The organism is Pantoea sp. B550 (assembly GCF_024158165.1).
In the GTDB taxonomy this organism is placed as follows: domain Bacteria; phylum Pseudomonadota; class Gammaproteobacteria; order Enterobacterales; family Enterobacteriaceae; genus Pantoea; species Pantoea alfalfae.
On sequence record NZ_JAMYXI010000003.1, the window covers coordinates 3,038,172 to 3,061,944 of the forward strand.

26 protein-coding genes are annotated in these 23,773 nt (G+C 55.0%); 5 read left to right on the forward strand and 21 right to left on the reverse strand.

All coding sequences use genetic code 11. The features are described 5' to 3' along the window. The first annotated feature begins 144 nt into the window (after window positions 1-144). From NIM72_RS17155 to tatE, 3 genes are all read left to right on the forward strand, one after another. Window positions 145-303 (forward strand): hypothetical protein, encoded by a 159-nt coding sequence (locus NIM72_RS17155; protein WP_161732069.1) that lies wholly within the window; start codon window positions 145-147, stop codon window positions 301-303. A gap of 46 nt (window positions 304-349) precedes the next feature. Continuing rightward, window positions 350-1,138: a deaminated glutathione amidase gene (locus tag NIM72_RS17160; protein WP_253422122.1), complete on the forward strand. Its 789-nt coding sequence runs from the start codon at window positions 350-352 to the stop codon at window positions 1,136-1,138. Window positions 1,139-1,270: 132 nt separating this feature from the next. Further along, the gene (gene tatE, locus NIM72_RS17165; protein WP_003854033.1) at window positions 1,271-1,474 is read left to right on the forward strand and encodes a twin-arginine translocase subunit TatE; all 204 of its coding nucleotides are present in this window, start codon (window positions 1,271-1,273) and stop codon (window positions 1,472-1,474) included. Between the two features lie 110 nt (window positions 1,475-1,584). Here the strand turns inward: tatE and lipA are convergent, their stop codons facing one another. The 13 genes from lipA to leuS all read right to left on the reverse strand — a co-directional run bounded on the left by lipA (window position 1,585) and on the right by leuS (window position 15,076). Then, on the reverse strand, window positions 1,585-2,550 hold the full coding sequence (gene lipA, locus NIM72_RS17170; RefSeq protein ID WP_161732071.1) for a lipoyl synthase: 966 nt from the start codon (window positions 2,548-2,550) through the stop codon (window positions 1,585-1,587). A gap of 169 nt (window positions 2,551-2,719) precedes the next feature. Next, entirely contained in the window at window positions 2,720-3,379 is a 660-nt protein-coding gene (lipB, locus tag NIM72_RS17175; protein WP_161732073.1) for a lipoyl(octanoyl) transferase LipB, read from the reverse strand. A 79-nt stretch (window positions 3,380-3,458) separates the two neighbouring features. Continuing rightward, window positions 3,459-3,722, reverse strand: a complete 264-nt coding sequence (ybeD, locus tag NIM72_RS17180; protein WP_013357093.1) for a DUF493 family protein YbeD — start codon at window positions 3,720-3,722, stop codon at window positions 3,459-3,461. 100 nt (window positions 3,723-3,822) lie between these two features. Continuing rightward, on the reverse strand, window positions 3,823-5,034 hold the full coding sequence (gene dacA, locus NIM72_RS17185; protein WP_033732040.1) for a D-alanyl-D-alanine carboxypeptidase DacA: 1,212 nt from the start codon (window positions 5,032-5,034) through the stop codon (window positions 3,823-3,825). 131 nt (window positions 5,035-5,165) lie between these two features. Further along, window positions 5,166-6,260 (reverse strand): endolytic peptidoglycan transglycosylase RlpA, encoded by a 1,095-nt coding sequence (gene rlpA, locus NIM72_RS17190; RefSeq protein ID WP_253421294.1) that lies wholly within the window; start codon window positions 6,258-6,260, stop codon window positions 5,166-5,168. A 10-nt stretch (window positions 6,261-6,270) separates the two neighbouring features. Beyond that, window positions 6,271-7,383, reverse strand: coding sequence for a peptidoglycan glycosyltransferase MrdB (gene mrdB / locus NIM72_RS17195; protein ID WP_033743010.1), 1,113 nt, complete (start codon window positions 7,381-7,383; stop codon window positions 6,271-6,273). 8 nt (window positions 7,384-7,391) lie between these two features. Continuing rightward, window positions 7,392-9,296 (reverse strand): peptidoglycan DD-transpeptidase MrdA, encoded by a 1,905-nt coding sequence (gene mrdA / locus NIM72_RS17200; RefSeq protein ID WP_161732077.1) that lies wholly within the window; start codon window positions 9,294-9,296, stop codon window positions 7,392-7,394. Between the two features lie 34 nt (window positions 9,297-9,330). After that, a complete protein-coding gene (rlmH, locus tag NIM72_RS17205; protein WP_013357098.1) occupies window positions 9,331-9,801 on the reverse strand; it encodes a 23S rRNA (pseudouridine(1915)-N(3))-methyltransferase RlmH in 471 nt (156 codons plus the stop codon). A gap of 3 nt (window positions 9,802-9,804) precedes the next feature. Beyond that, window positions 9,805-10,122 carry a ribosome silencing factor gene (rsfS, locus tag NIM72_RS17210; RefSeq protein ID WP_111139027.1) on the reverse strand — a complete coding sequence of 106 codons (318 nt, stop codon included), beginning with the start codon at window positions 10,120-10,122 and terminating at the stop codon, window positions 9,805-9,807. A gap of 92 nt (window positions 10,123-10,214) precedes the next feature. Further along, window positions 10,215-10,859 (reverse strand): nicotinate-nucleotide adenylyltransferase, encoded by a 645-nt coding sequence (gene nadD, locus NIM72_RS17215; protein ID WP_161732079.1) that lies wholly within the window; start codon window positions 10,857-10,859, stop codon window positions 10,215-10,217. Further along, a complete protein-coding gene (holA, locus tag NIM72_RS17220) occupies window positions 10,852-11,883 on the reverse strand; it encodes a DNA polymerase III subunit delta (protein ID WP_161732081.1) in 1,032 nt (343 codons plus the stop codon). Before holA ends, nadD begins: the two co-directional genes overlap by 8 nt. Further along, complete coding sequence (gene lptE, locus NIM72_RS17225; RefSeq protein WP_161732083.1) at window positions 11,880-12,479, reverse strand: LPS assembly lipoprotein LptE; 600 nt, start codon at window positions 12,477-12,479, stop codon at window positions 11,880-11,882. Before lptE ends, holA begins: the two co-directional genes overlap by 4 nt. Before the next feature lie 14 nt (window positions 12,480-12,493). After that, complete coding sequence (leuS, locus tag NIM72_RS17230) at window positions 12,494-15,076, reverse strand: leucine--tRNA ligase (RefSeq protein ID WP_161732085.1); 2,583 nt, start codon at window positions 15,074-15,076, stop codon at window positions 12,494-12,496. Between the two features lie 222 nt (window positions 15,077-15,298). Here leuS and NIM72_RS17235 point away from each other — a divergent pair, with 222 nt between their 5' ends. Next, the gene (locus NIM72_RS17235) at window positions 15,299-15,781 is read left to right on the forward strand and encodes a zinc ribbon-containing protein (RefSeq protein ID WP_033731844.1); all 483 of its coding nucleotides are present in this window, start codon (window positions 15,299-15,301) and stop codon (window positions 15,779-15,781) included. A 45-nt stretch (window positions 15,782-15,826) separates the two neighbouring features. Here NIM72_RS17235 and NIM72_RS17240 read toward each other — a convergent pair whose 3' ends face one another. The 4 genes from NIM72_RS17240 to NIM72_RS17255 all read right to left on the reverse strand — a co-directional run bounded on the left by NIM72_RS17240 (window position 15,827) and on the right by NIM72_RS17255 (window position 19,147). Further along, window positions 15,827-16,552 (reverse strand): amino acid ABC transporter ATP-binding protein, encoded by a 726-nt coding sequence (locus NIM72_RS17240; RefSeq protein ID WP_161732087.1) that lies wholly within the window; start codon window positions 16,550-16,552, stop codon window positions 15,827-15,829. Further along, window positions 16,553-17,230, reverse strand: a complete 678-nt coding sequence (gene gltK / locus NIM72_RS17245) for a glutamate/aspartate ABC transporter permease GltK (RefSeq protein WP_013357106.1) — start codon at window positions 17,228-17,230, stop codon at window positions 16,553-16,555. Continuing rightward, the gene (locus NIM72_RS17250; protein ID WP_161732091.1) at window positions 17,230-17,970 is read right to left on the reverse strand and encodes an amino acid ABC transporter permease; all 741 of its coding nucleotides are present in this window, start codon (window positions 17,968-17,970) and stop codon (window positions 17,230-17,232) included. Before NIM72_RS17250 ends, gltK begins: the two co-directional genes overlap by 1 nt. Before the next feature lie 280 nt (window positions 17,971-18,250). Then, window positions 18,251-19,147, reverse strand: coding sequence for an amino acid ABC transporter substrate-binding protein (locus NIM72_RS17255; protein ID WP_013357108.1), 897 nt, complete (start codon window positions 19,145-19,147; stop codon window positions 18,251-18,253). Window positions 19,148-19,289: 142 nt separating this feature from the next. Between NIM72_RS17255 and NIM72_RS21505 the strand changes: the two genes are divergently transcribed. After that, the gene (locus NIM72_RS21505) at window positions 19,290-19,418 is read left to right on the forward strand and encodes a hypothetical protein (protein ID WP_256497707.1); all 129 of its coding nucleotides are present in this window, start codon (window positions 19,290-19,292) and stop codon (window positions 19,416-19,418) included. 165 nt (window positions 19,419-19,583) lie between these two features. On the opposite strand, the gene lnt is transcribed toward NIM72_RS21505, so the two are convergent. The 4 genes from lnt to NIM72_RS17275 all read right to left on the reverse strand — a co-directional run bounded on the left by lnt (window position 19,584) and on the right by NIM72_RS17275 (window position 23,607). Further along, window positions 19,584-21,107 carry an apolipoprotein N-acyltransferase gene (gene lnt, locus NIM72_RS17260; RefSeq protein ID WP_222924368.1) on the reverse strand — a complete coding sequence of 508 codons (1,524 nt, stop codon included), beginning with the start codon at window positions 21,105-21,107 and terminating at the stop codon, window positions 19,584-19,586. A gap of 4 nt (window positions 21,108-21,111) precedes the next feature. Further along, window positions 21,112-21,993 (reverse strand): CNNM family magnesium/cobalt transport protein CorC, encoded by an 882-nt coding sequence (gene corC / locus NIM72_RS17265; RefSeq protein ID WP_013357111.1) that lies wholly within the window; start codon window positions 21,991-21,993, stop codon window positions 21,112-21,114. An 82-nt stretch (window positions 21,994-22,075) separates the two neighbouring features. Beyond that, complete coding sequence (gene ybeY / locus NIM72_RS17270) at window positions 22,076-22,549, reverse strand: rRNA maturation RNase YbeY (protein ID WP_222924366.1); 474 nt, start codon at window positions 22,547-22,549, stop codon at window positions 22,076-22,078. Beyond that, window positions 22,546-23,607 carry a PhoH family protein gene (locus NIM72_RS17275; RefSeq protein ID WP_161732097.1) on the reverse strand — a complete coding sequence of 354 codons (1,062 nt, stop codon included), beginning with the start codon at window positions 23,605-23,607 and terminating at the stop codon, window positions 22,546-22,548. The genes ybeY and NIM72_RS17275 overlap by 4 nt, the downstream gene beginning before the upstream one ends. Between the last annotated feature and the right edge of the window lie 166 nt (window positions 23,608-23,773).

Consider the following 23,773-nt stretch of genomic DNA (forward strand, 5'->3'; position numbering starts at 1 on the left):
ACGGTGGCAACCGGACAGCAGAAACGGTTGCCGTGAGGGTTCGCTCTCTGGCGGACAGCAGGCCTCTGCAAACCGGTGGCACGCTGTCGAAGGTAAAGCCATACACAGGCCGCCAGCACTATTAAGCTGGGGGGGCGAGCATACATGAATAAGGACGATACGTTGCCGTGGCTGGCTAAGGATTTGCGGTGCATGACGCAGGAATGTCTGCTTTGCTGGCAGCACAATGGTTTTAGCGCCAATGAGAAGATGATGGCTCACGCCGAATACGGGCACTATCAGCAGGGGCTGATCCACCGATAACTGACGCCGGGAGTAATATTGCCGGCGCTGCAGGAGAAGAACAATGATGAAAGTGGCGTTAGGGCAATTTGCAGTGAGCCGTGAATGGCAGGAGAACGCTGATACCTGTCTGGACTTAATGCAGCGGGCGGCAGAAGGCGGCGCCGATTTGCTGGTGCTGCCGGAAGCGGTGCTGGCGCGCGATAATGCCGATCCCGATTTAGTGGTGAAGGCGGCGCAGCCACTGGATGGCCCTTTCCTCAGCCAGTTGCTGGCCGCCAGTGAACACAATGCGCTGACTACCATAATGAGCGTTCATGTTCCCACCGGGCAGCATAAAGCGCTCAACGTGCTGGTGGCTATTCGTAAGGGTAAAATCATCGCCGCCTATGAAAAGCTGCATCTGTACGATGCCTTTGCGATGCAGGAGTCACAGCGGGTCGATCCGGGCCACATCATTCCGCCGCTGATTGACGTCGCGGGAATGACAGTCGGATTGATGACCTGCTATGACCTGCGCTTCCCGGAACTGGCGCGTCGGCTGGCGCTGGATGGTGCGCAAGTGCTGGTGCTCCCTGCTGCATGGGTAAAAGGTCCGCTTAAAGAGATGCACTGGGAGCTGTTGACCCGTGCCCGTGCGCTGGAGAACACCTGTTATATGGTGGCGGTAGCTGAGTGTGGTCCACGCAATATTGGTAATAGTCTGGTCGTCGATCCACTGGGCGTGGCGGTGGCAAATGCGGCTGAGTCTCCGGCACTGCTGTTTGCCGATCTTGATCCTGAGCGTATTGCCTATGCCCGCCGGGTATTACCGGTTCTTGAAAACCGGCGTTTTGAACGGCCTGAGCTGAAGTGATTGCCTGAACCGGGAAACACCACATATTCGCTACAGCAAAGATCTTACTCTGTTACAGATTCCAGTTGTCGTCACAGGCAAACTGCGCGTAAATAACAGTCACCGTGATTCAATAAAGTCGAAAGGTTAAATATGGAAGGTATCAGTATTGCCAAGCTGCTGATTATCGGTGCGCTTATCGTACTGCTTTTTGGTACCAACAAGTTGCGCTCACTGGGCGGCGATCTGGGCTCTGCAATCAAAGGCTTCAAAAAAGCCATGAAAGATGAAGATACCAGCGCAACCCGAACGACGGCAGAAGACGTGCCAGCAGAACGCGTCGTTCATAAAGATTAATCGGTTATTTGCTGCAAATAACTGTTACTTTTTATTTCAGGCACACCTAAAAAAACCAGGCTGTTTCCAGTCTGGTTTTTTGTTTTCACTCTTCTGACCGCAAAGGCTACTTATTTCACTTCTTCGCCTTTAGCCTGCATATCCGCATGATAGGAGGAGCGGACAAACGGACCGCACGCGGCATGGGTAAAGCCCATCGCCATCGCTTCTGCTTTCATCTCATCGAATTCGGCCGGGCTGACGTAGCGCTGAACCGGCAGGTGATGGCGGCTCGGCTGCAGATACTGTCCCAGCGTCAGCATGGTGACGCCGTGGCGACGCAGATCGCGCATTACCTCAACGATTTCGGCATTGGTTTCACCCAGGCCCACCATCAGACCCGATTTGGTCGGAACATCAGGATGAGCTTCTTTAAAACGCTCCAGCAGCTTCAGTGACCACTCGTAGTTCGCGCCTGGACGCACCTGACGGTAGACGCGCGGTACGTTTTCCAGGTTGTGGTTAAACACATCTGGTGGCGTCGCGGTGAGAATCTCCAGCGCACGATCCATACGGCCACGGAAGTCCGGCACCAGCGTTTCAATTTTAATGGTAGGATTTTTTTCACGAATCGCGCTGATGCAGTCGGCAAAGTGCTGAGCGCCGCCATCACGCAAATCATCGCGGTCCACCGAGGTGATCACCACGTAGCGCAGGCCCATATCGGCAATCGTCTGTGCCAGTTTTGCGGGTTCGTTGGCATCAGGCGCATTAGGACGGCCATGAGCCACATCGCAGAACGGACAACGACGGGTGCAGATTGCGCCAAGAATCATAAAGGTGGCGGTGCCGTGGTTAAAGCATTCGGCCAGGTTAGGGCAGGACGCCTCTTCACAGACCGAGTGCAGGCCGTTTTTGCGCATCGCGGCTTTGATGCCCTGAATACGACTGGAGTCGGCTGGCAGCTTGATTTTCATCCATTCCGGCTTACGCAACATCTCCTGCCGTTCAACAGCCACGGTTTTTACCGGGATCAGCGCCATTTTGTCTGCGTCACGATATTTGACGCCGCGTTCCATCTGAATTGGTTTACTCATAAATCAGCAGGTTCCGGTCGGATTGCGATTTGAAAGCGTTCCCACTCAAACCGGGAAGGGGGCTTTCAACTTTATTTGAAAAAAGTGCAAAAATTATATCATCACATCGCCTGCGAAGCAGCCATAGTCAGCGCGGATACGTTACATATTTGTAAATTCGCATTCTGCGTTAAGGCTTAACAGGGAGTTCGCCTGCGATCCATTCAACATTTTCATAACCTGCCAGCCGCGCAAACGCACTGACCAGTGGGGAACGCACCTGCTCTGTGGTCACGTCGGGCTGAAAATGTTTCAACTGGGTCATGCTCATCCCGGCATAACCACAGGGGTTGATGCGCAGAAAAGGAGATAAATCCATGGCAACATTCAGCGCCAGGCCGTGAAACGAGCAGCCTTTGCGAATGCGTAATCCCAGCGAGCAGATCTTCTCTTCACCGACATAGACGCCGGGTGCATCTGCGCGGGCGCGGGCGCTGACGCCGAACTCTGCCAGAGTGGCGATCACCGTCTCTTCCAGAATAGTCACCAGCTGGCGCACGCCGAGCTTACGGCGTTTTACATCAATCAGGACATACATGACCTGTTGTCCCGGCCCGTGATAGGTGACCTGACCGCCACGATCGCTCTGCACCACAGGAATATCGCCTGGCATCAGAAGATGTTCTGCTTTTCCCGCCTGACCCTGAGTAAAGACCGGAGGATGTTCGACCAGCCAGATTTCATCACGACTCTGGTCGTCGCGCTGGTCAGTATACTGGTGCATGGCGTCGGAGACAGGTTGCCAGTCACGCAGACCGGACTGACGGACAAAGAGGGTTTCAACTGACAAAGCGATAGCCCGCTAAAGGAAAAACGCTGAGGATAACGTCGGCAAACCGTCAGGCAGAGGCGCCTTGCCGACCCGTAAATTACAGTACCATCCGCACAATTTCGATCTGGCCCAGCTCTTCGTACAGGCGTTCGACCTGCTCGATGTGAGTGGCGTTGATAGTGATGTTTACGGAGTGATAGTTGCCTTTGCTGCTCGGCTTAACTTCAGGGCTGTAATCGCCGGGCGCATGACGTTGCACCACTTCAACCACTTGATCAACCAGCTCCGGTTGCGCCAGACCCATTACTTTGTAGGTAAACGGGGTAGGAAATTCGAGCAGCTCATTCAGTTTGGTTTTCATATTAACTCCGGTGCATAAAAAACAGGCTCCCGCCTGAGCGGGAGCATCATAATATCTGGTAATGGGGACGAAAGGGTGATTTTTCAATCACCCTTTACGCTTAACCAAACCAGTGATGGAACATCAGTTTGATGTAATCCACGATACGGCCAAAGAAACCACCCTCTGAGATTTCGTTCAGCACCACCAGTGGACGCTGTTCGATAGTCTTGCCATCCAGCTGGAAGTTGATGCTGCCGACAACCTGGTTTTTCTTCAGTGGGGCATGCAGTTCCGTGTTGGTCAGCACATAGCTGGCTTTCAGATCTTTCATACGGCCACGTGGAATGGTCAGGTAAGCATCTTTTTCCACGCCCAGCTGCACACGGTCATTATCACCGAACCAGACCGGCTCAGAGGCGAACTCTTTACCCGCTTTCAGTGGCGCAACGGTTTCAAAGAAACGGAAGCCCCAGGTGAGCAGTTTTTTGCTCTCGGTTTCACGGCCTTTAAAGGTATGACCGCCCATGACGGCAGAAATCAGGCGCATCTGGCCTTCAGTCGCGGACGCCACCAGGTTGTAACCGGCAGAGTTAGTGTGGCCGGTTTTAATACCGTCCACATTCAGGTTGGTATCCCACAGCAGACCGTTACGGTTCATCTGACGGATGTTGTTGAAGGTGAACTCTTTCTCTTTATAGACAGCGTACTCTTCCGGCACGTCGCGGATCAGCGCCTGACCGATCAACGCCATGTCGCGCGCGGAGCTGTACTGACCTTCAGCGTCCAGGCCATGCACTGTCCCGAAATGGGTATTCTGCAGGCCAATCGCTTTGACGTAGTTGTTCATCAGATTAACGAACGCATCCTGGCTGCCGGCGACATAGTCAGCCATCGCAACACAGGCGTCATTACCCGACTGCAGTACAATTCCACGAGTCAGCTGAGAGACCGGTACGCGGTCGCCTGGCTTCAGGAACATCAGGGAGGAACCTTTGAACACCGGGTTGCCGGTCGCCCAGGCATCCGGACCCACAGTGACCATATCGTCCTGATGAATTTTGCCCGCTTTCACGGCCTGACCAATGACATAGCTGGTCATCATCTTGGTCAGACTGGCAGGATCGCGGCGTGCATCGGCGTTTTTCTCTGCCAGCACTTTACCCGAGTTGTAGTCGATAAGGACATACGCTTCGGCATCAATGTCCGGCACGCCCGGAATCATGGTCTTGAGATTGACGTCATCAGCAATAGCAGCATGGCTGAGAGAGAAAGCGATCAGTGATCCCACTGTCAGGCGTTTCAGCAAACGAGATGATTTCAGCGTGTTCATGTGTAGGACTACAACATCCGTGAGTTTGAGGTTAAAAATGTCACTCATCATACCCAATGCCAGTGAGTCTGGCACCGGGCGTGATGATTGGGTTGTTAGCAGACGTAACGTGTCGCTGTCCGAGAAACCGATCAGCGACGCGTATTAGTAATAAATGAGGCTGTCTGGCCTTCACTGCTCAGGCGCTGTTGCAGCGCAGCCGCTTCGGCACGGGAGCTGTAACCGCCGAGCTGAACGCGATAAACGTTGTTGCCCGCGTCTTCGACCTTGCCGGGCACACCATAACGCTGGCTCAGGCTTTTCATCATCTGCTGAGCACGCGCCGGGTCATTCAGTGCACCAACCTGCACGACATAGCCGGCTGCGGCACCACTGCTGGCTGCCGGCGCGGCGCTGGCGGCGACCGGAGTAGCGCTGCTGGCGACCGGTGCAGTGACGGGCACCGTGGTGGATGGTTCATTACCTTCCAGCACGCCGTTCGCTAATGGCTGAGGTGCGCCAAGAAAGCCGCTGCTCTGTACCGGCGCGCCCATGTTGTCACCGCCCTGCAGCGTGCTGTTACTGATGGCTTCTACGTTTTGGGCAGGGGGTTCAGCGTTTGCGGCGCTGCCGCCATTCATCACCGCGCCCCCACTCAGGTCCGGACGGGCAGGCAGTGAGTAGCTCTGTTTGGCTACCACAGTTCCGATGGTGCCTGGGCCAGAGAGCGTACCGTCGGGAGCCACCTTGATATAGTCGACCCGCACCCGTGAATTATTGGAAATGTTCAGTCGGTCACCGGCTGCCCGCGACAGGTCGATAATGCGTCCTGGCGTGTAAGGGCCGCGATCGTTAACGCGCACCACAATCTGACGACCGTTCGCGATATTGGTTACGCGCACATAGCTCGGGAGCGGCAGAGTAGGGTGGGCGGCCGTCAGCGCATCGGGATCGTAGGCTTCGCCGGTAGCGGTGCGGTTGCCCTGCGCCTCTTCGCCGTACCAGGTGGCCAGGCCGACTTCGCTGTAGTTCGACGGATCTTTGATGATGCGATAGTTTTTGCCGTTAACGCTGTAATCCTGGCTGGTGCCCGGATTGATCGGCTCATAACGAGGCTCAACGCCTGGAATCTCTACTACCGGCCCATTGTAAGCCGGTTGCGGCGGCGCCGTATTTTGGGGTTCGGGCGTGGTACAGGCCGCCAGAACCAGTGATGCCAGTGCAACGCCAAGCCATTCCTTACGCATCTGCAGCCTCTTAGACACTTTTAGATAACATTTTTCGGTGAGTGTGGATCGACATCACAATGCCGAATCCCGCCATAAGCACGATAAGCGCGGAGCCGCCATAACTGACCAGCGGCAGCGGCACGCCAACTACCGGTAAGATACCACTAACCATGCCAATGTTAACGAAAACATAAACGAATAAAATCAGCATTAAACCGCCCGCCATGACGCGGCCAAAGGTGGTCTGCGCGCGGGCTGCTACCACCAGTCCCCGCATGATCAGCAGAAGATAGAGGGCCAGCAGCAGCAGTACGCCGACCAGCCCTAACTCTTCGGCCAGAACCGCGAAGATAAAGTCAGTATGACGTTCCGGCAAAAACTCCAGCTGAGACTGGGTGCCCTGCAGCCAGCCCTTGCCGCGCAGTCCGCCCGACCCGATGGCGATTTTCGACTGGATAATGTGATAACCCGCGCCCAGCGGATCCGTTTCCGGGTCGAGCAGCATCATGACGCGGTCACGCTGATAGTCGTGCATCAGGAAGAACCACAGAATCGGGATAAACGCGGCGACCAACAGTACCGCCACGCTAATCAGTTTCCAGCTCATCCCTGAGAGGAACAGCACAAACAGGCCTGAGGCGGCAATCAGAATCGAGGTGCCGAGATCGGGCTGTGCGGCCACCAGCAGGGTAGGCAGGAAGATCAGAATCAGTGCAATACCGGTATTTTTCAGCGTCGGCGGACAGACATCGCGATTAATAAAGCGCGCCACCATCAGTGGCACCGCGATTTTGGCAATCTCAGAAGGCTGAAAGCGAACAAAGCCAAGATCGAGCCAGCGCTGTGCGCCTTTACTGATCTGACCAAAAGCATCCACCGCCACCAGCAGAATGACGCAGACAATATAGAGATAGGGTGCCCAGCCTTCATAAACGCGCGGCGGCACCTGCGCCAGCACAATCATGATGACCAGACCCATCGCGATCTGACCGAGTTTACGCTCCATCATGCCGGGATCCTGTCCGCTGGCACTCCAGATCACCACGGCGCTGTAAGTCAGCAGCGCGAGAATGATCAGCATAAACATCGGATCGATGTGGATGCGCATCCAGATCGATCGTTTCTGCGGACTATCTTGCATCGACATGTTTATTCACCTTCATAACCGGGCGGCACAGGGGCGGCGTCCGGCAGAACTGTATTGTTATCACCCAACATAATGTGATCCAGAATCTGGCGCATCACGGTGCCGACAGCCGGACCGGCGCCACCGTTCTCCAGAATGATGGTCACAGCCACCCGAGGTTTGTCATAAGGGGCAAACGCGGTCATTAATTTATGGTCGCGTAATCGTTCAGCAATTCTATGGGCGTTATAGGTTTCGTTCTCTTTCAGGCCAAAAACCTGTGCCGTACCGGATTTGGCGGCGATTTTATAAGGGGCATCAGCAAAGCTTTTGTGCGCGGTGCCGTTGGGGCGATTCGCCACGCCGTACATGCCATCTTTGGCGATTTCCCAGTAGCCGGAATGGATATCACCAATCGGGGCCCCAGGCGGCTGGCGATAGGGCACCAGAGTTCGGCCTTCGCGGGTGGCGCGCAGCATGTGTGGCACCTTGACGACGCCATCGTTGATCAGAATCATCATCGCTTTGTTCATCTGAAGCGGGGTCGCCGTCCAGTAACCCTGGCCGATTCCCACCGGAATGGTGTCACCCTGATACCACGGCTTTTTAAAGCGCTTCTGCTTCCACTCGCGGGTCGGCATGTTACCGGCGCTCTCCTGCGGTAAGTCAATGCCGGTACGGCTGCCGTAACCAAATTTATTCATCCATTCTGACAGGCGGTCAATACCCATGTCGTAGGCGACCTGATAGAAGAAGGTATCGGCAGACTCCTCCAGCGCTTTGGTAACGTTAAGACGACCATGACCCCACTTTTTCCAGTCGCGGAAGCGCTTCTCTGAACCGGGAAGCTGCCACCAGCCAGGATCAAACAGGCTGGTATTACGGTTAATCACGCCAGCACTCAGCGCAGAAACTGCTACATAGGGTTTAACCGTCGAGGCCGGTGGATAAGCCGCCTGAATTGCACGGTTATAGAGAGGGCGATTTTCATCTTCCAGCAGGCCGCGATAATCCTTGCTGGAAATACCGTCGACAAATAAGTTTGCATCGTAACTGGGTGTGGAGACCATGGCGAGAATTTCGCCGGTGCGCGGATCGCTGACGACAACAGCGGCGCGACTGCCCGCCAGCAGGGTCTCGACATACTGCTGCAGTTTGAGATCGATAGTCAGATAGATATCACGGCCTGCCTGAGGTGACTCCTCATGCAGCTGGCGAATGACACGGCCACGGTTGTTGACCTCAACCTCTTCAAAGCCCGTTTTGCCATGCAGCAGACTTTCGTAATACGCTTCGATGCCCAGCTTGCCGATATCGTGCGTCGCGGCGTAGTTAGGCCATATGCCTTCTTTGTCGAGGCGTGCAACGTCACGATCGTTAATTTTTGAGACGTAACCGACCACATGCGTTAGCGTGGCACCGTAGGGGTAGTAGCGGCGCTGATAACCTTTAACTTCCACGCCGGGAAAGCGGTACTGATTGACCGCAAAGCGTGCCACCTGAACTTCATTCAGACCGGTTTTAACCGGAATGGAGGTAAAGCGACGCGAGCGTTTTCGCTCTTTCTGGAAGTTTTCCAGGTCTTCGTCCGTCAGCTCAAGCACCGGGCGTAAGTTTTCCAGCGTCTGCTGCAGGTTATCGACTTTCTCCGGCACCAGTTCTGCCTGATAGATGGTGCGGTTCAGTGCGAGCGGCGTGCCGGTGCGATCGTAAATAATGCCGCGGCTGGGTGCGACAGGCACCAGTTTAATGCGGTTCTGATTGGAGCGGGTGCTGTAATCATCGAAGCGAAGAATCTGCAGGTGGTATAGGTTAACCACCAGGATTGAAGAGAGCAGTAAGATACCGACGAAGGCGATGAACGCCCGACGGACAAAGAGTTTCTGTTCGGCGCTGTAATCGCGAAAGGCGTTGCTTTGTAATTTCATCCGCTACTTGTCATGTCTGATGTGGGCTGATCGGTCATTCACGATGATAAGGATGATTAGTCGTTATACTCCAGGCCCGATACAGACTTTCGGCCACCAGCACGCGCACCAGCGGATGAGGCAACGTCAATGCTGACAGTGACCAGCTCTGCTCTGCCGCCGCTTTACAGGCGGGGGCCAGGCCTTCAGGCCCGCCGATCAGCAGGCTGACATCGCGACCATCCAGCTTCCAGCGTTCAAGCTGCTGCGCCAGCTGCGGGGTTTCCCACGGTTGACCCGGAATATCCAGCGTGACGATGCGATTGCCTTTGCCGACCGCCGCTAACATCGCTTCACCCTCTTTTTCAAGGATGCGTTTGATATCAGCATTTTTGCCGCGTTTACCTGCGGTCACTTCGGTCAGCTCAAACGGCATATCTTTCGGGAAGCGGCGCAAATACTCCATGAAACCGGTCTGCACCCAGTCGGGCATTTTTGTGCCGACGGCAACAAGTTGCAGTTTCACCGATTAGCTCCAGAGTTTTTCCAGCTCATACAGCTGGCGACTCTCTTCCTGCATCACATGCACGATGACATCACCCAGATCAACCACAACCCAGTCTGCCGCGCTTTTACCTTCAATGCCTAATGGCATCAGGCCTGCTAAACGGGACTCCTGCTCAACGTGTTCTGCGATCGACGTCACATGACGCGTGGAGGTGCCGGTGCAGATGATCATGAAATCGGTGATGCTGGATTTGCCCTGAACGTCGATGGTGACAATGTCCTGGCCTTTGAGATCATCAATCTTATCAATAACGAACTCTTGGAGTGCTTTACCTTGCAAAAGGTTCCCCTTGGAATCTGGTGGTATCGGGCCGGCTGTAAGCCCGGAGAGTGCAGCCAAAAATTTAAGCGGCGCAGTATAGCATGCCCGGATCAGTCGCGATATAAGCCTTCGCGGTCGATATAGTCGATCACCGCCGCAGGCAACAGGTCGTCGCAGGGCTGGTTCTGATGGCGACGGCGGCGAATTTCGGTCGCCGAAATGTCATAGAGTGGGGTTTCCGCCAGCCAGATATGGCCTGCGGGCTGCTGATGCAGCTGCCGGATATCCTGAGCGAGATGCTGATTAAGCCAGTGCTGCATCTCCGGCGAGTCGAACCGGGTCGCATAGCCGGGACGCTGGCATACCAGCAGATGGCAGAGTGACAACAGATCCTGCCAGCGATGCCATTTCGATAAGCTCAGCAGGGAATCCTGACCGATGATAAAAGCCAGCGGCTGCGCTGCACCGCGTTCGGCGCGCCAGGCTTCCAGGGTGGTTACGGTCCAGGAGGGCGTGTCGCGTTCCAGCTCCCGGGTATCAATCTCAAACAGCGGTAAGTCACGGATAGCACAGCGCAGCATAGCAACCCGCTGGGTCGCGCTGGCTTCCGGTTGTGGACGATGCGGTGGCACATTGTTGGGCAGCAGCGTCACACGCTGTAAGCTGGTCTGTTGAGCCAGTGCTTCGACCGGGCGCAGATGGCCAAAATGAATCGGATCGAAGGTGCCACCAAACAGCGCGTGTAACTCAGACATGGGCAAAACTCGTCGGAAAAGCACGACTGCTGAGCAGCAGCGTCAGGGTCTGTAACTGCGGCCATACCGGCTGCCCATAATCCTGCTTCAGGGTGATCTCAATCTGACTGAGCAGATGAATCGCGCGTTGAAGACGCGTGGCGTCCAGGCGTTGCAGTGCGTCAGTGAACAGCGCGCGGCGGTTCTGCCAGATACGCTGTTGATCCATCAGCGTACGCAACGGCTGCTGCGCCTGATGGCGATGCAGATGCAGCAGCGTCAGCAGATCGCGCTGTAGCGTACGCAGCAGAATCACGACTTCGCTCTCTTCTTTCTCCAGCTGATGCAGGATGTGCAGCGCGCGACGGCTCTTACCCGCCAGCAGAGCATCGACCCAGTGGAACGGTGTGAAGTGAGCCGCATCGCTGACCGCCTCTTCAACCCGGGGCAGGGTCAGCTTGCCGTCAGGCCACTGCAGCGAGAGACGCTCCAGCGCCTGGGCCAGCGCCAGCAGATTGCCTTCATAGCAGTAACACAACAGCTGCACGGCCGCGTCATCGACCGAGAGTTTCAGCGCCTGAGCCCGATTCGCGACCCAGCGTGGCAGTTGTGCCTGTTCGGGCGTCTGGCAGGGCACGAAAACTGCGGAGGCGGACAGGGCTTTAAACCATGCACTGTTTTCCTGCGCGCGGGTCAGCTTTGGCATCCGGCAGATCAGCAGAATATCGGCATGCAGCAGCTGCGACAGCTTAACCAACTGCTCGGCCATTGCGGCATTGGGGCCATTCTCGGGGAATTGCAGCGTCATCGTCTGACGCTGGGCAAACAGACTCAGTGACTGGCAACTGACAAACAGGCTCTCCCAGTCGGTCTGGGCGTCCAGCGTAAAACTAAAATGTTCTTCAAATTGCTGCGCGGTTGCGGCGGCACGGATGGCATCCGCACTCTCCTGCAACAGCAGCGGTTCGTTTCCGGCTAACAGATAACAGGCGCGCAGCCCCTCACGGAGCTGCGCGCTGAGTTGCTCAGGATAAATCCTGATCATTGCAGGCTGGTAGCAGAGGAAGAGGGTGCTTCCTGTGAACCCTGACCCGGAACCGGAATCACTGACGCCGGTAAGGTCTCTTTATTGTTGATCTGTGCAGCATGCACGGTCAGCAGCTTACGTACCAGCTGTTCGGCAGCACGCTGACGCATCTCCTGCGTAATCAGATCCTGCTCGGCATCTTTTGCCAGCGCAGCATTCGGGTTATCGAAGAATGAACGATAAACCGTGGTGCTGATTGGGTAGATTCCTTTGCCCGGCAACAGGACCTGCGCCGTCAGCGTCATGACCAGCTGATACTCAGCAGAGGTGCCGCTGATAAAGACCGATGCGGTGTTACGTCCCGACACTTCAGGACCCAGACGCAGCGTCGGAATATCGGTGCGCTTCTGTTTAGTGTCTTCAACAATAGTGACATCGTTGATACGCAGTTGCTGGCGCACAGTACGCGCCAGCGGTCCATAAGGATCGCCGGTTGAAACAATCAGGGTTTTCAGTTCGCTGGGCACCTGTGTGGTGCCGCGCGGATGAAAACCGCAGCCAGCGGTGATAACCACCGCCAGCATGACAAACAGCCTGATAATCGGATGTCGCACAGTTCCTCCTGAACTTAACCTACGACCAGGTTAAGCAGTTTGCCCGGTACATAAATGACTTTACGGATAGTCACGCCGTCCAGATACTTCGCCACCAGATGCTCCTGAGCCGCGCGTGCCTGAACCTGTTCCTGCGTGGCCTCGGCGGGTACGGTAATTTTGCCACGCACTTTACCGTTCACCTGCACCACGACCAGCAGTGAATCTTCAACCATAGCGGCTTCATCAGCCACCGGCCAGCTCGCTTCATCGATGGTGCCTTCGCCACCCAGCGTCTGCCACAGAACATAGCAGGCGTGCGGGGTAAACGGATAGAGAAGACGGACGATAGCCAGCAGTGCTTCCTGCATCAGAGCGCGATCCTGCTCGCTTTCCTGCGGGGCACGCGCCAATTTGTTCATCAGCTCCATAATCGCTGCAATGGCGGTGTTAAAAGTCTGACGACGGCCAATATCATCCGCCACTTTGGCGATGGTTTTGTGCAGGTCACGACGCAGCGATTTCTGCTCGTCATTCAGGCTATCCACATCCAGCGCCACGGTCGCACCCTGTGAGGTGTGCTCGTAGACCAGCTTCCAGACACGCTTCAGGAAGCGGTTCGCTCCTTCAACGCCCGATTCCTGCCACTCCAGCGTCATATCGGCCGGTGAAGCAAACATCATGAACAGACGCACGGTATCCGCGCCGTAACGCTCAACCATCAGCTGTGGGTCGATGCCATTGTTTTTCGACTTCGACATTTTACTCATGCCCGCGTAAATCACCTCGCGGCCCTGCGTATCGGTGGCTTTTACAATGCGGCCTTTCTCATCACGCTCAACCTCAACGTCAACCGGTGAAACCCAGTTACGCTCGCCGTTGTTACCGAGATAGTAGAAGGCATCAGCCAGCACCATGCCCTGGCACAGCAGACGTTTGGCTGGTTCATTCGAGTTGACCAGGCCCGCGTCACGCAGCAGCTTGTGGAAGAAGCGGAAATACATCAGGTGCATGATGGCGTGTTCAATACCCCCCACATACTGATCGACCGGCAGCCAGTAGTTTGCGGCGGCCGGATCCAGCATGCCTTCCTTGTAGCTGGCGCAGGTATAGCGCGCGTAGTACCAGGAGGACTCCATGAAGGTGTCAAAGGTGTCGGTTTCACGCAGAGCAGGCTGGCCATTTACGGTGGTCTTCGCCCACTCCGGATCCGCTTTGATCGGGCTGGTAATGCCATCCATTACCACATCTTCCGGCAGGATCACCGGCAGCTGGTCTTCAGGTGTCGGCATTACGGTGCCATCTTCCAGCGTGACCATTGGGATCGGTGCACCCCAGTAACGCTGACGGGAAACACCCCAGTCGCGCAGACGGTAGTTCACTTTACGAACGCCCACGCCTTTTGCCGCCAGAGAATCTGCAATGGCGGTAAACCCTGCGGCGTGATCCAGACCGTTGAACTCACCTGAATTAAACAGCGCGCCTTTGTCGGTCATTGCCGCAGCGCTGACGTCAGGAATAGAGCCATCCAGGTTGAGTACTACCGGCTTGATCGCCAGATCGTATTTAGTGGCAAATTCCCAGTCGCGCTGGTCGTGCGCCGGGACCGCCATGACGGCACCGGTGCCATATTCCATCAGCACGAAGTTAGCGACCCAGACCGGGAGAAGCTCGCCGGTCAGCGGATGAATAACAGACAGGCCGGTCGCCATGCCTTTCTTCTCCATGGTCGCCATATCGGCTTCGGCCACTTTGGTATTGCGGCATTCAGCGATAAAGTCAGCCAGTGCCGGGTTATTCACCGACGCCTGGGTTGCCAGCGGATGACCCGCCGCAACGGCAACATAGGTTGCGCCGATAAAGGTATCCGGGCGGGTGGTATAGACGGTAACTTTCTCTTCGCTGCCAGCAACGTCGAAAGTGATTTCGACGCCTTCAGAACGGCCAATCCAGTTACGCTGCATGGTTTTGACCTGCTCAGGCCACTCTTCCAGCGTATCCAGATCGTTCAGCAGCTCTTCCGCATAATCGGTGATTTTGATAAACCACTGAGGGATCTCTTTGCGCTCAACTTTGGTGTCACAGCGCCAGCAGCAGCCATCGATCACCTGCTCGTTCGCCAGCACCGTCTGATCGTTCGGACACCAGTTGACGGCAGAGGTCTTTTTATAGACCAGACCTTTTTCATACAGTTTGGTGAAGAACCACTGTTCCCAGCGATAGTACTCTGGCTGGCAGGTCGCCAGTTCACGACTCCAGTCATAGCCAAAGCCCAGCAATTTAAGCTGGTTTTTCATGTAGGCGATGTTGTCGTATGTCCAGGGGGCCGGTGCGGTGTTATTTTTAACCGCAGCGCCTTCCGCAGGCAGGCCGAAAGCATCCCAGCCAATCGGCTGTAGTACGTTTTTGCCGAGCATACGCTGATAACGCGCGATTACGTCGCCGATGGTGTAGTTACGAACGTGGCCCATATGCAGGCGGCCAGAAGGATAGGGCAACATGGAGAGGCAATAGTATTTCTCTTTACCTTCCTGCTCAGTCACTTTAAACGTTTCGTTTTCATCCCAGTGTTGCTGCACACGGGATTCAATCTCTTCCGGGCGGTATTGCTCTTGCATGGCTGCCTGTGGTCCTTTATGAATAACATTTTTCGGGCTCTACGATCCGCATAGCATACCCATAAGGCCGCGTATCAACAACACTTCCCACTTTTGCTGGCACGATTTCTGCTGAAAGCGACAGCCTCTTCACCCTTTTGTAATTCACTGTACAGACGACACGGCAAAAGTCGCATTGCGACTAAACTTAATTCAGCGAGGGTCTGCATAAAGGAGAATAAAATGAATAAAGTAGCTCAGGAATATCGCGAGTCGTTAGCCGTACTGACCGAACGTCTCCGTCAGGGCGATCGGAACCTTGATGAGCTGATTGCCGGGCGACGCAGCCAGTTACGGGTTCGCGATGATATGACGGAAGAAGAGATTGATCAGGCGCTTAGCTCAGTGCGCCGTGATTTAGGCGAATTTGCACGCAGTTATACCGATGTGGAGGAGCCGCTGGCGGATTCACTGTTTATGCGCATTATTCGCGAGAGCGTCTGGAAAGAGCTGGCGGATATCACCGATAAAAGTCAGCTGGAGTGGCGCGAAGTTTTTCAGGATCTGCATCATCACGGTGTATATCAGAGCGGCGAAGTGGTGGGGCTGGGCAATCTGGTATGTGAGAAGTGTCAGTTTACCCGGGCGATCTATACGCCGGAAACCCTGTCGCGCTGTCCGGAATGCGGCAATGACCAGTTTCAGCGTCAGCCTTTTGAACCCTGATAATAAAATCTGTGCGGGCCACTCTGCGTGACCCGCACAGGTTGTTTAGTGCAGAATTTTAGCGAGGAAATCTTTCGCGCGGTCAGACTGTGGATTATTAAAGAAGTCATCTTTGTTGGTGTCTTCGATAATTTTCCCTTCATCCATGAAGATTACACGATTGGCGACTTTACGGGCGAAGCCCATCTCGTGTGTCACCACCATCATCGTCATCCCCTCCTGTGCCAGTTCAACCATCACATCCAGCACTTCGTTGATCATCTCCGGATCCAGCGCGGACGTTGGTTCATCAAACAGCATCGCGATGGGGTCCATGCAGAGCGCACGCGCAATGGCTACACGCTGCTGCTGCCCGCCAGAGAGCTGGCCAGGGAACTTGTCGGCATGGGCTGAGAGACCCACACGCTTCAGCAGCTTCAGTCCTTTATCGCGGGCTGCTGCCTTGTCACGCTTCAGCACTTTCACCTGCGCCAGCACCAGATTGTTGATAATGCTCAGATGCGGGAACAGCTCGAAGTGCTGGAACACCATACCGACCTGACTGCGAAGCTGCGCAAGGTTGGTTTTTTTGTTGTTCACCTCGGTGCCGTTGACCGCAATCACACCCTGCTGAACCGGCTCGAGTCCGTTCACCGTTTTGATCAGCGTTGATTTACCGGAGCCGGACGGCCCGCAGACCACCACTACCTCACCGGTTTTGACCTCGGTTGAGCAGTCGGTCAGCACCTGAAAGTGACCATACCACTTAGAAACATTTTTCAGGCTAATCATTTAAACCGTCCTTTTTCTTTTCAGATAGCTGACCAACAGCGATGCGCTCAGGCTGATAACGAAGTAGACCAGACCTGCAAACAGAACCATTTCAACCTGGGTGCCGTCGCGCTCACCAATGGTGGACGCGGTACGGAAGAAGTCCGCCAGGCTTAAGACATAGACCAGCGAGGTATCCTGGAACAGTACGATACCCTGCGTCAGTAACAGCGGAACCATGGCGCGGAACGCCTGCGGCAGGATGATCAGGCGCATTGCCTGCCACTGTGTCATACCCAGCGCCAGCGCGGCATTGCCCTGTCCACGCGAAATACTGATGATGCCGGCACGAATGATTTCGGAGTAGTAGGCCGCTTCAAACAGCGAAAAGGCAACCATGGCGGAAATCAGCCGGATATCGGTTTTCGGCGACAGGCCCAGGACCTGCTGCAGGAAACTCGGCACCACCAGATAGAACCACAGCAGCACCATGACCAGCGGCACCGAACGGAACAGGTTGACGTAGATTTTGGCGAACCAGCTGACGGGCTTAAAGCTCGACAGACGCATCACCGCCAGCAGGGTTCCCCACAAAATACCGAAAACCACGGCAGTAATGGTGATCTTGAAGGTAATCACTAAGCCGTTAAGCAGGTAGGGCAGGCTGGGTGTAATCGAACTCCAGTCAAAGTCGTACATTACTTGCCTCCCGCATTGCCTGGCAGCCGGACTTTGCGCTCGACCAGACTCATCAACAGCATAATCACCAGGTTAATCGCGACATAGGCCAGCGTAATGGCGGTAAAGGATTCATAGGCGTGAGCAGAATAGTCGAGCAGTTTGCCCGCCTGCGCCGCCATATCGACCAGACCGATGGTGGAGGCGATAGCGGAGTTCTTTACCAGGTTCAGCATTTCCGAGGTCATCGGCGGAACAATCACACGATACGCATTCGGCAGCAGGACATAGCGATAGGTCTGCGGCAGGGTTAATCCCATCGCCAGACCGGCATTTTTCTGTCCTGTCGGCAGTGACTGAATGGCTGCGCGCACCTGCTCGCAGACGCGGGCGGCGGTAAAAAGGCCAAGACAGATCATTGAAGAGAGGAAGAACTGAATGTTGGGGTCCAGCTCAGACTTAAACCACATGCCGAGCTTTTCGCCCACCAGTTCGGGCGCCACCAGATACCAGAAGAAGAACTGGACGATCAGCGGGATGTTACGAAACAGTTCCACATAGCAGGTGCCAATGGTCGACAGCAGGCGATTAGGCACGGTGCGCAGAATGCCGAAAAATGAACCCACGCAGAAGGCGATAATCCAGGCGCAGCAGGAGACGGCTATCGTCACCTGAAAACCGGACCACAGCCAGCCGAGGTAGGTTGTGTTACCGAACGGGGCCTGTTCGAGGAAAATGCCCCAGTTCCAATCGATACCCATAACGAGCTCCGGAAAAAAAGGGTAGCTAAGCTACCCTGAAGATTGATGAACGGCGTTTTATTTCCTGACTCAGGGGAACGACCCGTGTCAGTCTGTCTGTCCATGCCGCGGTTTCAGCAATCGAGAGGGCAGCCAGGCTGCCCTTGTTATACCCGCCGTCTTTCAGGCTGCATTTTTGTTGGCCAGGTTCACTCATCCAAATGACTTACCTGAGTAAGCTCACCGGGATGCATTCTCTTGCCGTCTCAATGCAATCTGAGATCCATTGGGTATTTTTTTGTTAATTCAGTGCTTTGTCATTTGGCGTTTTGAACAGGGCTTTCATGTCATCAGAGAGTTCAAAGTTCATGTTCAGATTCTTTGGCGGAATCGGCTGTTTAAACCAGGTATCGAACCATTTTTCTGCCTGGCCAGAGGTCTGGGCTTTAGCAATAGTTTCATCGACCAGCGCTTTAAACTGTGGATCATCTTTACGCAGCATGCAGCCATAGGCCTCTTTTGACTGCGGCGTACCTAAGATTTCCCAGTTATCTGGCTTTTTAGCTTTGGCGCGTTCGCCAGCCAGCAGAGCATCATCCATCATGAAAGCCACGGCACGACCGGTTTCCAGCGTACGGAAAGAGTCACCGTGATCTTTGGCGCTGATGATGCGCATATCCAGTTTCTGTTCGTCGTTGAGTTTATGAAGCAGCACTTCAGAGGTGGTTCCTGAAGTCACCACCACCGTTTTGCCTTTCAGATCAGCGAAATCTTTGATCGGGCCATCTTTCTTAACCAGCAGACGGGTGCCGATGACAAAAATGGTGTCAGAGAACGCGGCCTGTTTCTGGCGCTCAAGGTTGTTGGTGGTAGAGCCACACTCATAATCGTAGGTGCCGTTTTGCAGCAGCGGAATACGGTTTTGTGAGGTGATCGGGATCATTTTGACCTGCAAATCCGGCTTGTTCAGCTTCGCTTTGATGGCTTCCACGATGGCGTTTGAGTAAGCCTGTGAATAGCCGACGACTTTTTGCTGGTTGTCATAGTAAGAAAAGGGAACTGATGATTCGCGATGCCCGACCACAATGACGCCGTTGTCATTGATCTTCTTCAGGGTGCCGCTGAGATCTTCCGCCTGGGCCGCTCCCGCCGCTGCGCTGATCAGCAGAAGAGATAATGCCACTTTGCGTAGTTGCATGTTCCAACTCCTTCGTATGAAAAAGGCCCAGGCTGATACCTGTGCTGATTATGATGTTGTGTCTGTTTTTTGCTGCGTTTCTGCTCATTCTGCGGGCTAAATGGGCGCAGAAGAGTCACTAACATAGCGGATTGTTAACGCAATGAAACAAAAAAGTTTCTTTTTTGCGAGGCAATCCGCACCAAAAAAAGGCAAATATCTTGCTCTGCGCATTAACGGTGCAGCAGAGGCGACTGTTTTGGTGCAAACGGCCAGGCATCAGCGCCTGTAATCCGCCTGTCGGCGAAAAACAGTGAAACATTCTGCAATCATCGTGCCAGAAAGCGGTGCATGGTGAGAAAGGCAGCAGAGTATGTGGTCAGGGGAGTGAGATATACCGGAGAGCGAGCAAAGAAAAAAGGCGAAGCCTGCGCTTCGCCTTGAAGGATCGGATAGGTTACCGGCGTCGACGCAGCAGAGCTATCATTGCCGCCAGTAGCGTCAGTGACCAGACTGGCCAGATGCCCGCCCGCGCATACGGGGTTTCCCCCTGTGTCGGCGTGACTTTGCTGGTCAGCACGTCGCGGGTAAACTGCGGCAGCATCGCCTCCACATCACCACTGGCATTTACTACTGCCGTCACGCCGTTGTTGGTGCTGCGCAACAGCGGACGTCCCAGCTCCAGCGCCCGCATTCTCGCCATCTGGAAGTGCTGCCACGGTCCGATAGAGTGACCAAACCAGGCATCGTTCGAAACGGTCAGCAGGAAACTGGTGTCGGGATGGAAGTTAGCCCGCACCTGCTCACCGAGCACGATCTCATAACAGATGGCGCTGGTCAGGTTATAGCCTGCGACGCTGAGTTGCGGCTGGAGATAGTTGCCACGGCTGAAAGCCGACATCGGCAGATCAAAGAACGGGGCCAGCGGACGCAGCAGGTCGGCCAGCGGCACAAATTCGCCAAACGGCACCAGATGATTCTTCTGGTAACGATTGCCGCTGAAGTAGTTATAAGGCGTTTTGCCGCCCAGCACGATCACGGTGTTGTAGTCGTGATAACGATTCTGCTCCAGTCGGGAGTCCACGATACCGGTGACCAGTGAGCTGCCACGTTCACGCAGTTCATCATCCAGCGAACGCAGGAACGGCTGCTGATTACTTTCCAGATCGGTAATTGCCGATTCTGGCCAGATAATGATTGGCGCCTTACCCATCAGCGGCTGGCTCAGACCGTTATAGATGCGCAGAGTAGTGAGCAGTTGCTGAGGATCCCACTTCATCGACTGCGGGATGTTTCCCTGAACCAGCGCCACTTCTACGGCACGCTCTGGCATTGGCTGAACCCACTGGATGTAGCGCAGTGGCCACGGCAGGGCCAGCAGCAGCAACGCCGCCACCAGACTTCTGACGTTGCGCTGCTGCAGAGCATAAGCCAGCAGGCCAGCAATGACCATCAGCAGGAAGGTCAGGGTCTCGACACCCGCCAGCGGAGCCAGCCCTTTTAACGGTCCGTCAATCTGGCTGTAACCAAACTGCAGCCACGGGAAGCCAGTCAGCACCCAGCCGCGCAGGAACTCGGTCATCTGCCACAATGCCGGTGCCGCCAGCGCCAGGCGCCATAGCGTCGTGCATGGCCAGAGTCGATTGAGTACACCGGCAAACAGCGCCGGGTAAACCGCCAGATACGCCGCCAGCAGCGCCACGATAAAGACATTGACCGGACCAGGCATGCCGCCAAAGGTGGCAACACTGACATAGACCCAGTTAATACCGCTGCCGAACAGACCTACTCCCCACACAAAGCCGATCGCAGTGGCCTGCGGGCTTGAGCGGTTCAGGGTCAGCAACTGTAAGCCGCACAGCGAGAGCAGAGCGGCAGGCCAGAAATCGTAAGGAGAGAAGGCGAGGGTACCCAGTGCACCCGTTATTAAAGCCAGCAGCAGGCGAACCCGCTGGCGCGGGTAGAGTGAGGCTAAAGCCATAGACTTATTCGTCTTCCAGTTGGGGTTGTGGCGAATTTTCCGGGATAGTCACGTGAACCTGGATGATGCGGCGGCTGTCCGCCATCGCCACCTTGAACTGGTAACCTTCAATCTCAATGCTTTCACCACGTGCGGGGAGATGGCCGAAGCCCTGCATGACCAGACCACCAATGGTATCGACTTCATCATCACTGAACTGCGTGCCAAACACCTCATTGAAATCTTCAATGGCGGTCAGTGCGCGCACCGTGAAGGTGTGGCGATTGAGCTGACGGATATCACGATCTTCTTCATCATCATACTCATCTTCAATCTCACCTACGATCAGCTCAAGAATATCTTCGATTGTGACCAGACCGGAGACACCACCAAACTCATCAATAACAATCGCCATGTGATAACGCTGGGAACGGAACTCTTTCAGCATCCGGTCGACACGCTTACTTTCAGGCACCACCACCGCAGGACGCAGCACTTTCTCGATACTGAACGGCTCTGATTCACTGCTCATAAACGGCAGCAGGTCTTTCGCCATCAGAATCCCTTCCACATGATCTTTGTCTTCGCTGATCACCGGGAAGCGGGAGTGCGCGGAGTCGATAATGACATCCAGACACTCTTCGAGGCTCTGATTACGTTTCAGGGTGATCATTTGCGAGCGCGGGATCATGATGTCACGCACGCGCTGCTCCGCAATATCCAGAACCCCTTCAAGCATGTCGCGGGTGTCCTGGTCAATCAGCTCTTTATTATTCGAGTCGCGGATCAGCTCCAGTAGCTCATCACGGTTTTTAGGTTCACCGTGAAAGAGTTGGTTGATTAACAGGGAGAAAAATCCCTTTTTACTACTGGGTGCATCGCTGTTTTGAGAATGGTCGTCGCTCATGGCGGTTTTTAAAGATCTCTCTGGTGAGGAATAGGTGCTGTCAGCAAACCGTGCTGACAGCCGGATAGCCTGAATTCAGGATTCAGGCGTCTTCTTTCTCCGAAATGTACGGATCAGGATACCCAAGAGCAAGCATTATCTCGGTCTCCAGTCCTTCCATCTCGTCAGCTTCGTCGTCTTCAATATGGTCGTAACCCAGCAGGTGGAGCGTACCGTGTACCACCATGTGTGCCCAGTGGGCTTCAACGCTTTTTCCCTGTTCTGCGGCTTCCTGCTCAACCACCTGACGGCAGATGATCAGATCGCCCAGCAGTGGCAGCTCAATGCCCGGCGGCGCTTCAAACGGGAAGGACAGGACATTCGTCGGCTTATCTTTGCCACGATAAGTCAGATTAAGCTCATGACTTTCCGCTTCGTCAACCAGACGTACTGTGACTTCGCTTTCGGGCTGGAAAGGGGTAACAGCCGCTGAGAGCCAGCGGTGAAACTGGCTTTCATCAGGCAAATCAGCGGTGTTATCACAGGCGACCTGCAGGTCGAGAATCACCTGGCTCATTTGCTCTCCTGCGTGGCATTCTGTGCCGCCAGCGCTTCACGTTTACGCTCTTCAGCCTGCTGGTCACGGCGGGTCTGATCGGCGGCTTCCCAGGCTTCATAAGCGGTGACAATGCGGGCAACGACCGGATGGCGCACCACATCTTCGCTGTGGAAGAAGTTAAAGCTGATTTCTTCCACGTCTGCCAGCACCTCAATGGCATGGCGCAGGCCCGACTTGACGTGACGCGGCAGGTCAATCTGGGTAACGTCACCGGTAATCACCGCTTTGGAGTTGAAGCCAATGCGCGTCAGGAACATCTTCATCTGCTCGATGGTGGTGTTCTGACTCTCATCAAGAATGATAAACGCATCGTTCAGCGTTCGACCGCGCATATAGGCCAGTGGGGCAACCTCAATAACGTTGCGCTCCATCAGCTTTTCAACGCGCTCGAAGCCGAGCATTTCAAACAGCGCATCGTAGAGCGGACGCAGATAAGGGTCGACTTTCTGACTCAGGTCGCCTGGCAGGAAGCCGAGCTTTTCACCCGCTTCGACGGCAGGGCGGGTCAGCATGATGCGGCGAATCTCCTGACGCTCCAATGCATCCACGGCCGCAGCCACCGCCAGATAGGTTTTACCGGTACCGGCCGGGCCGACACCAAAGGTAATGTCGTGGTCGAGCACATTCGCGATGTACTGCGCCTGGTTTGGCGTACGCGGTTTGATGACACCACGCTTGGTCTTGATATTGACCGCTTTACCGTATTCCGGCACGCTTTCGGCGGTTTGCTCCAGTACCCGGCTCTCTTTGATCGCCAGGTGAATCTGGTCTGGCTCGATATCCGGGATCTCGCCACGCATTGGCGCGGTATCGACATACAGGGTCTTCAGAATATCTGCGGCGGCATTGACGCAAAGTGGGCGTCCTGACAGCTTAAAGACGTTGTCGCGACGATTGATCTCAATGCCCAGACGACGCTCAAGCTGTTTTACATTATCGTCGAAAGGCCCACACAGGCTCATCAGACGACGGTTATCAGCCGGTTCAAGGGCGATTTCACGAGTTTCGATATTCAAACGAATCCTTTGGGTCACTCAGGGCCAGTTATGGGATGTGTCTGACGCACCGTCGGGCTTAACCGGATGCACCATAACGAAATTATTTATGCCGTAACGCCTGGGCGCAAGCTTAAGGAGAGATATTTGGGCGACACTTTCAGAAACCAAGTGTCGTGGCGTGAAA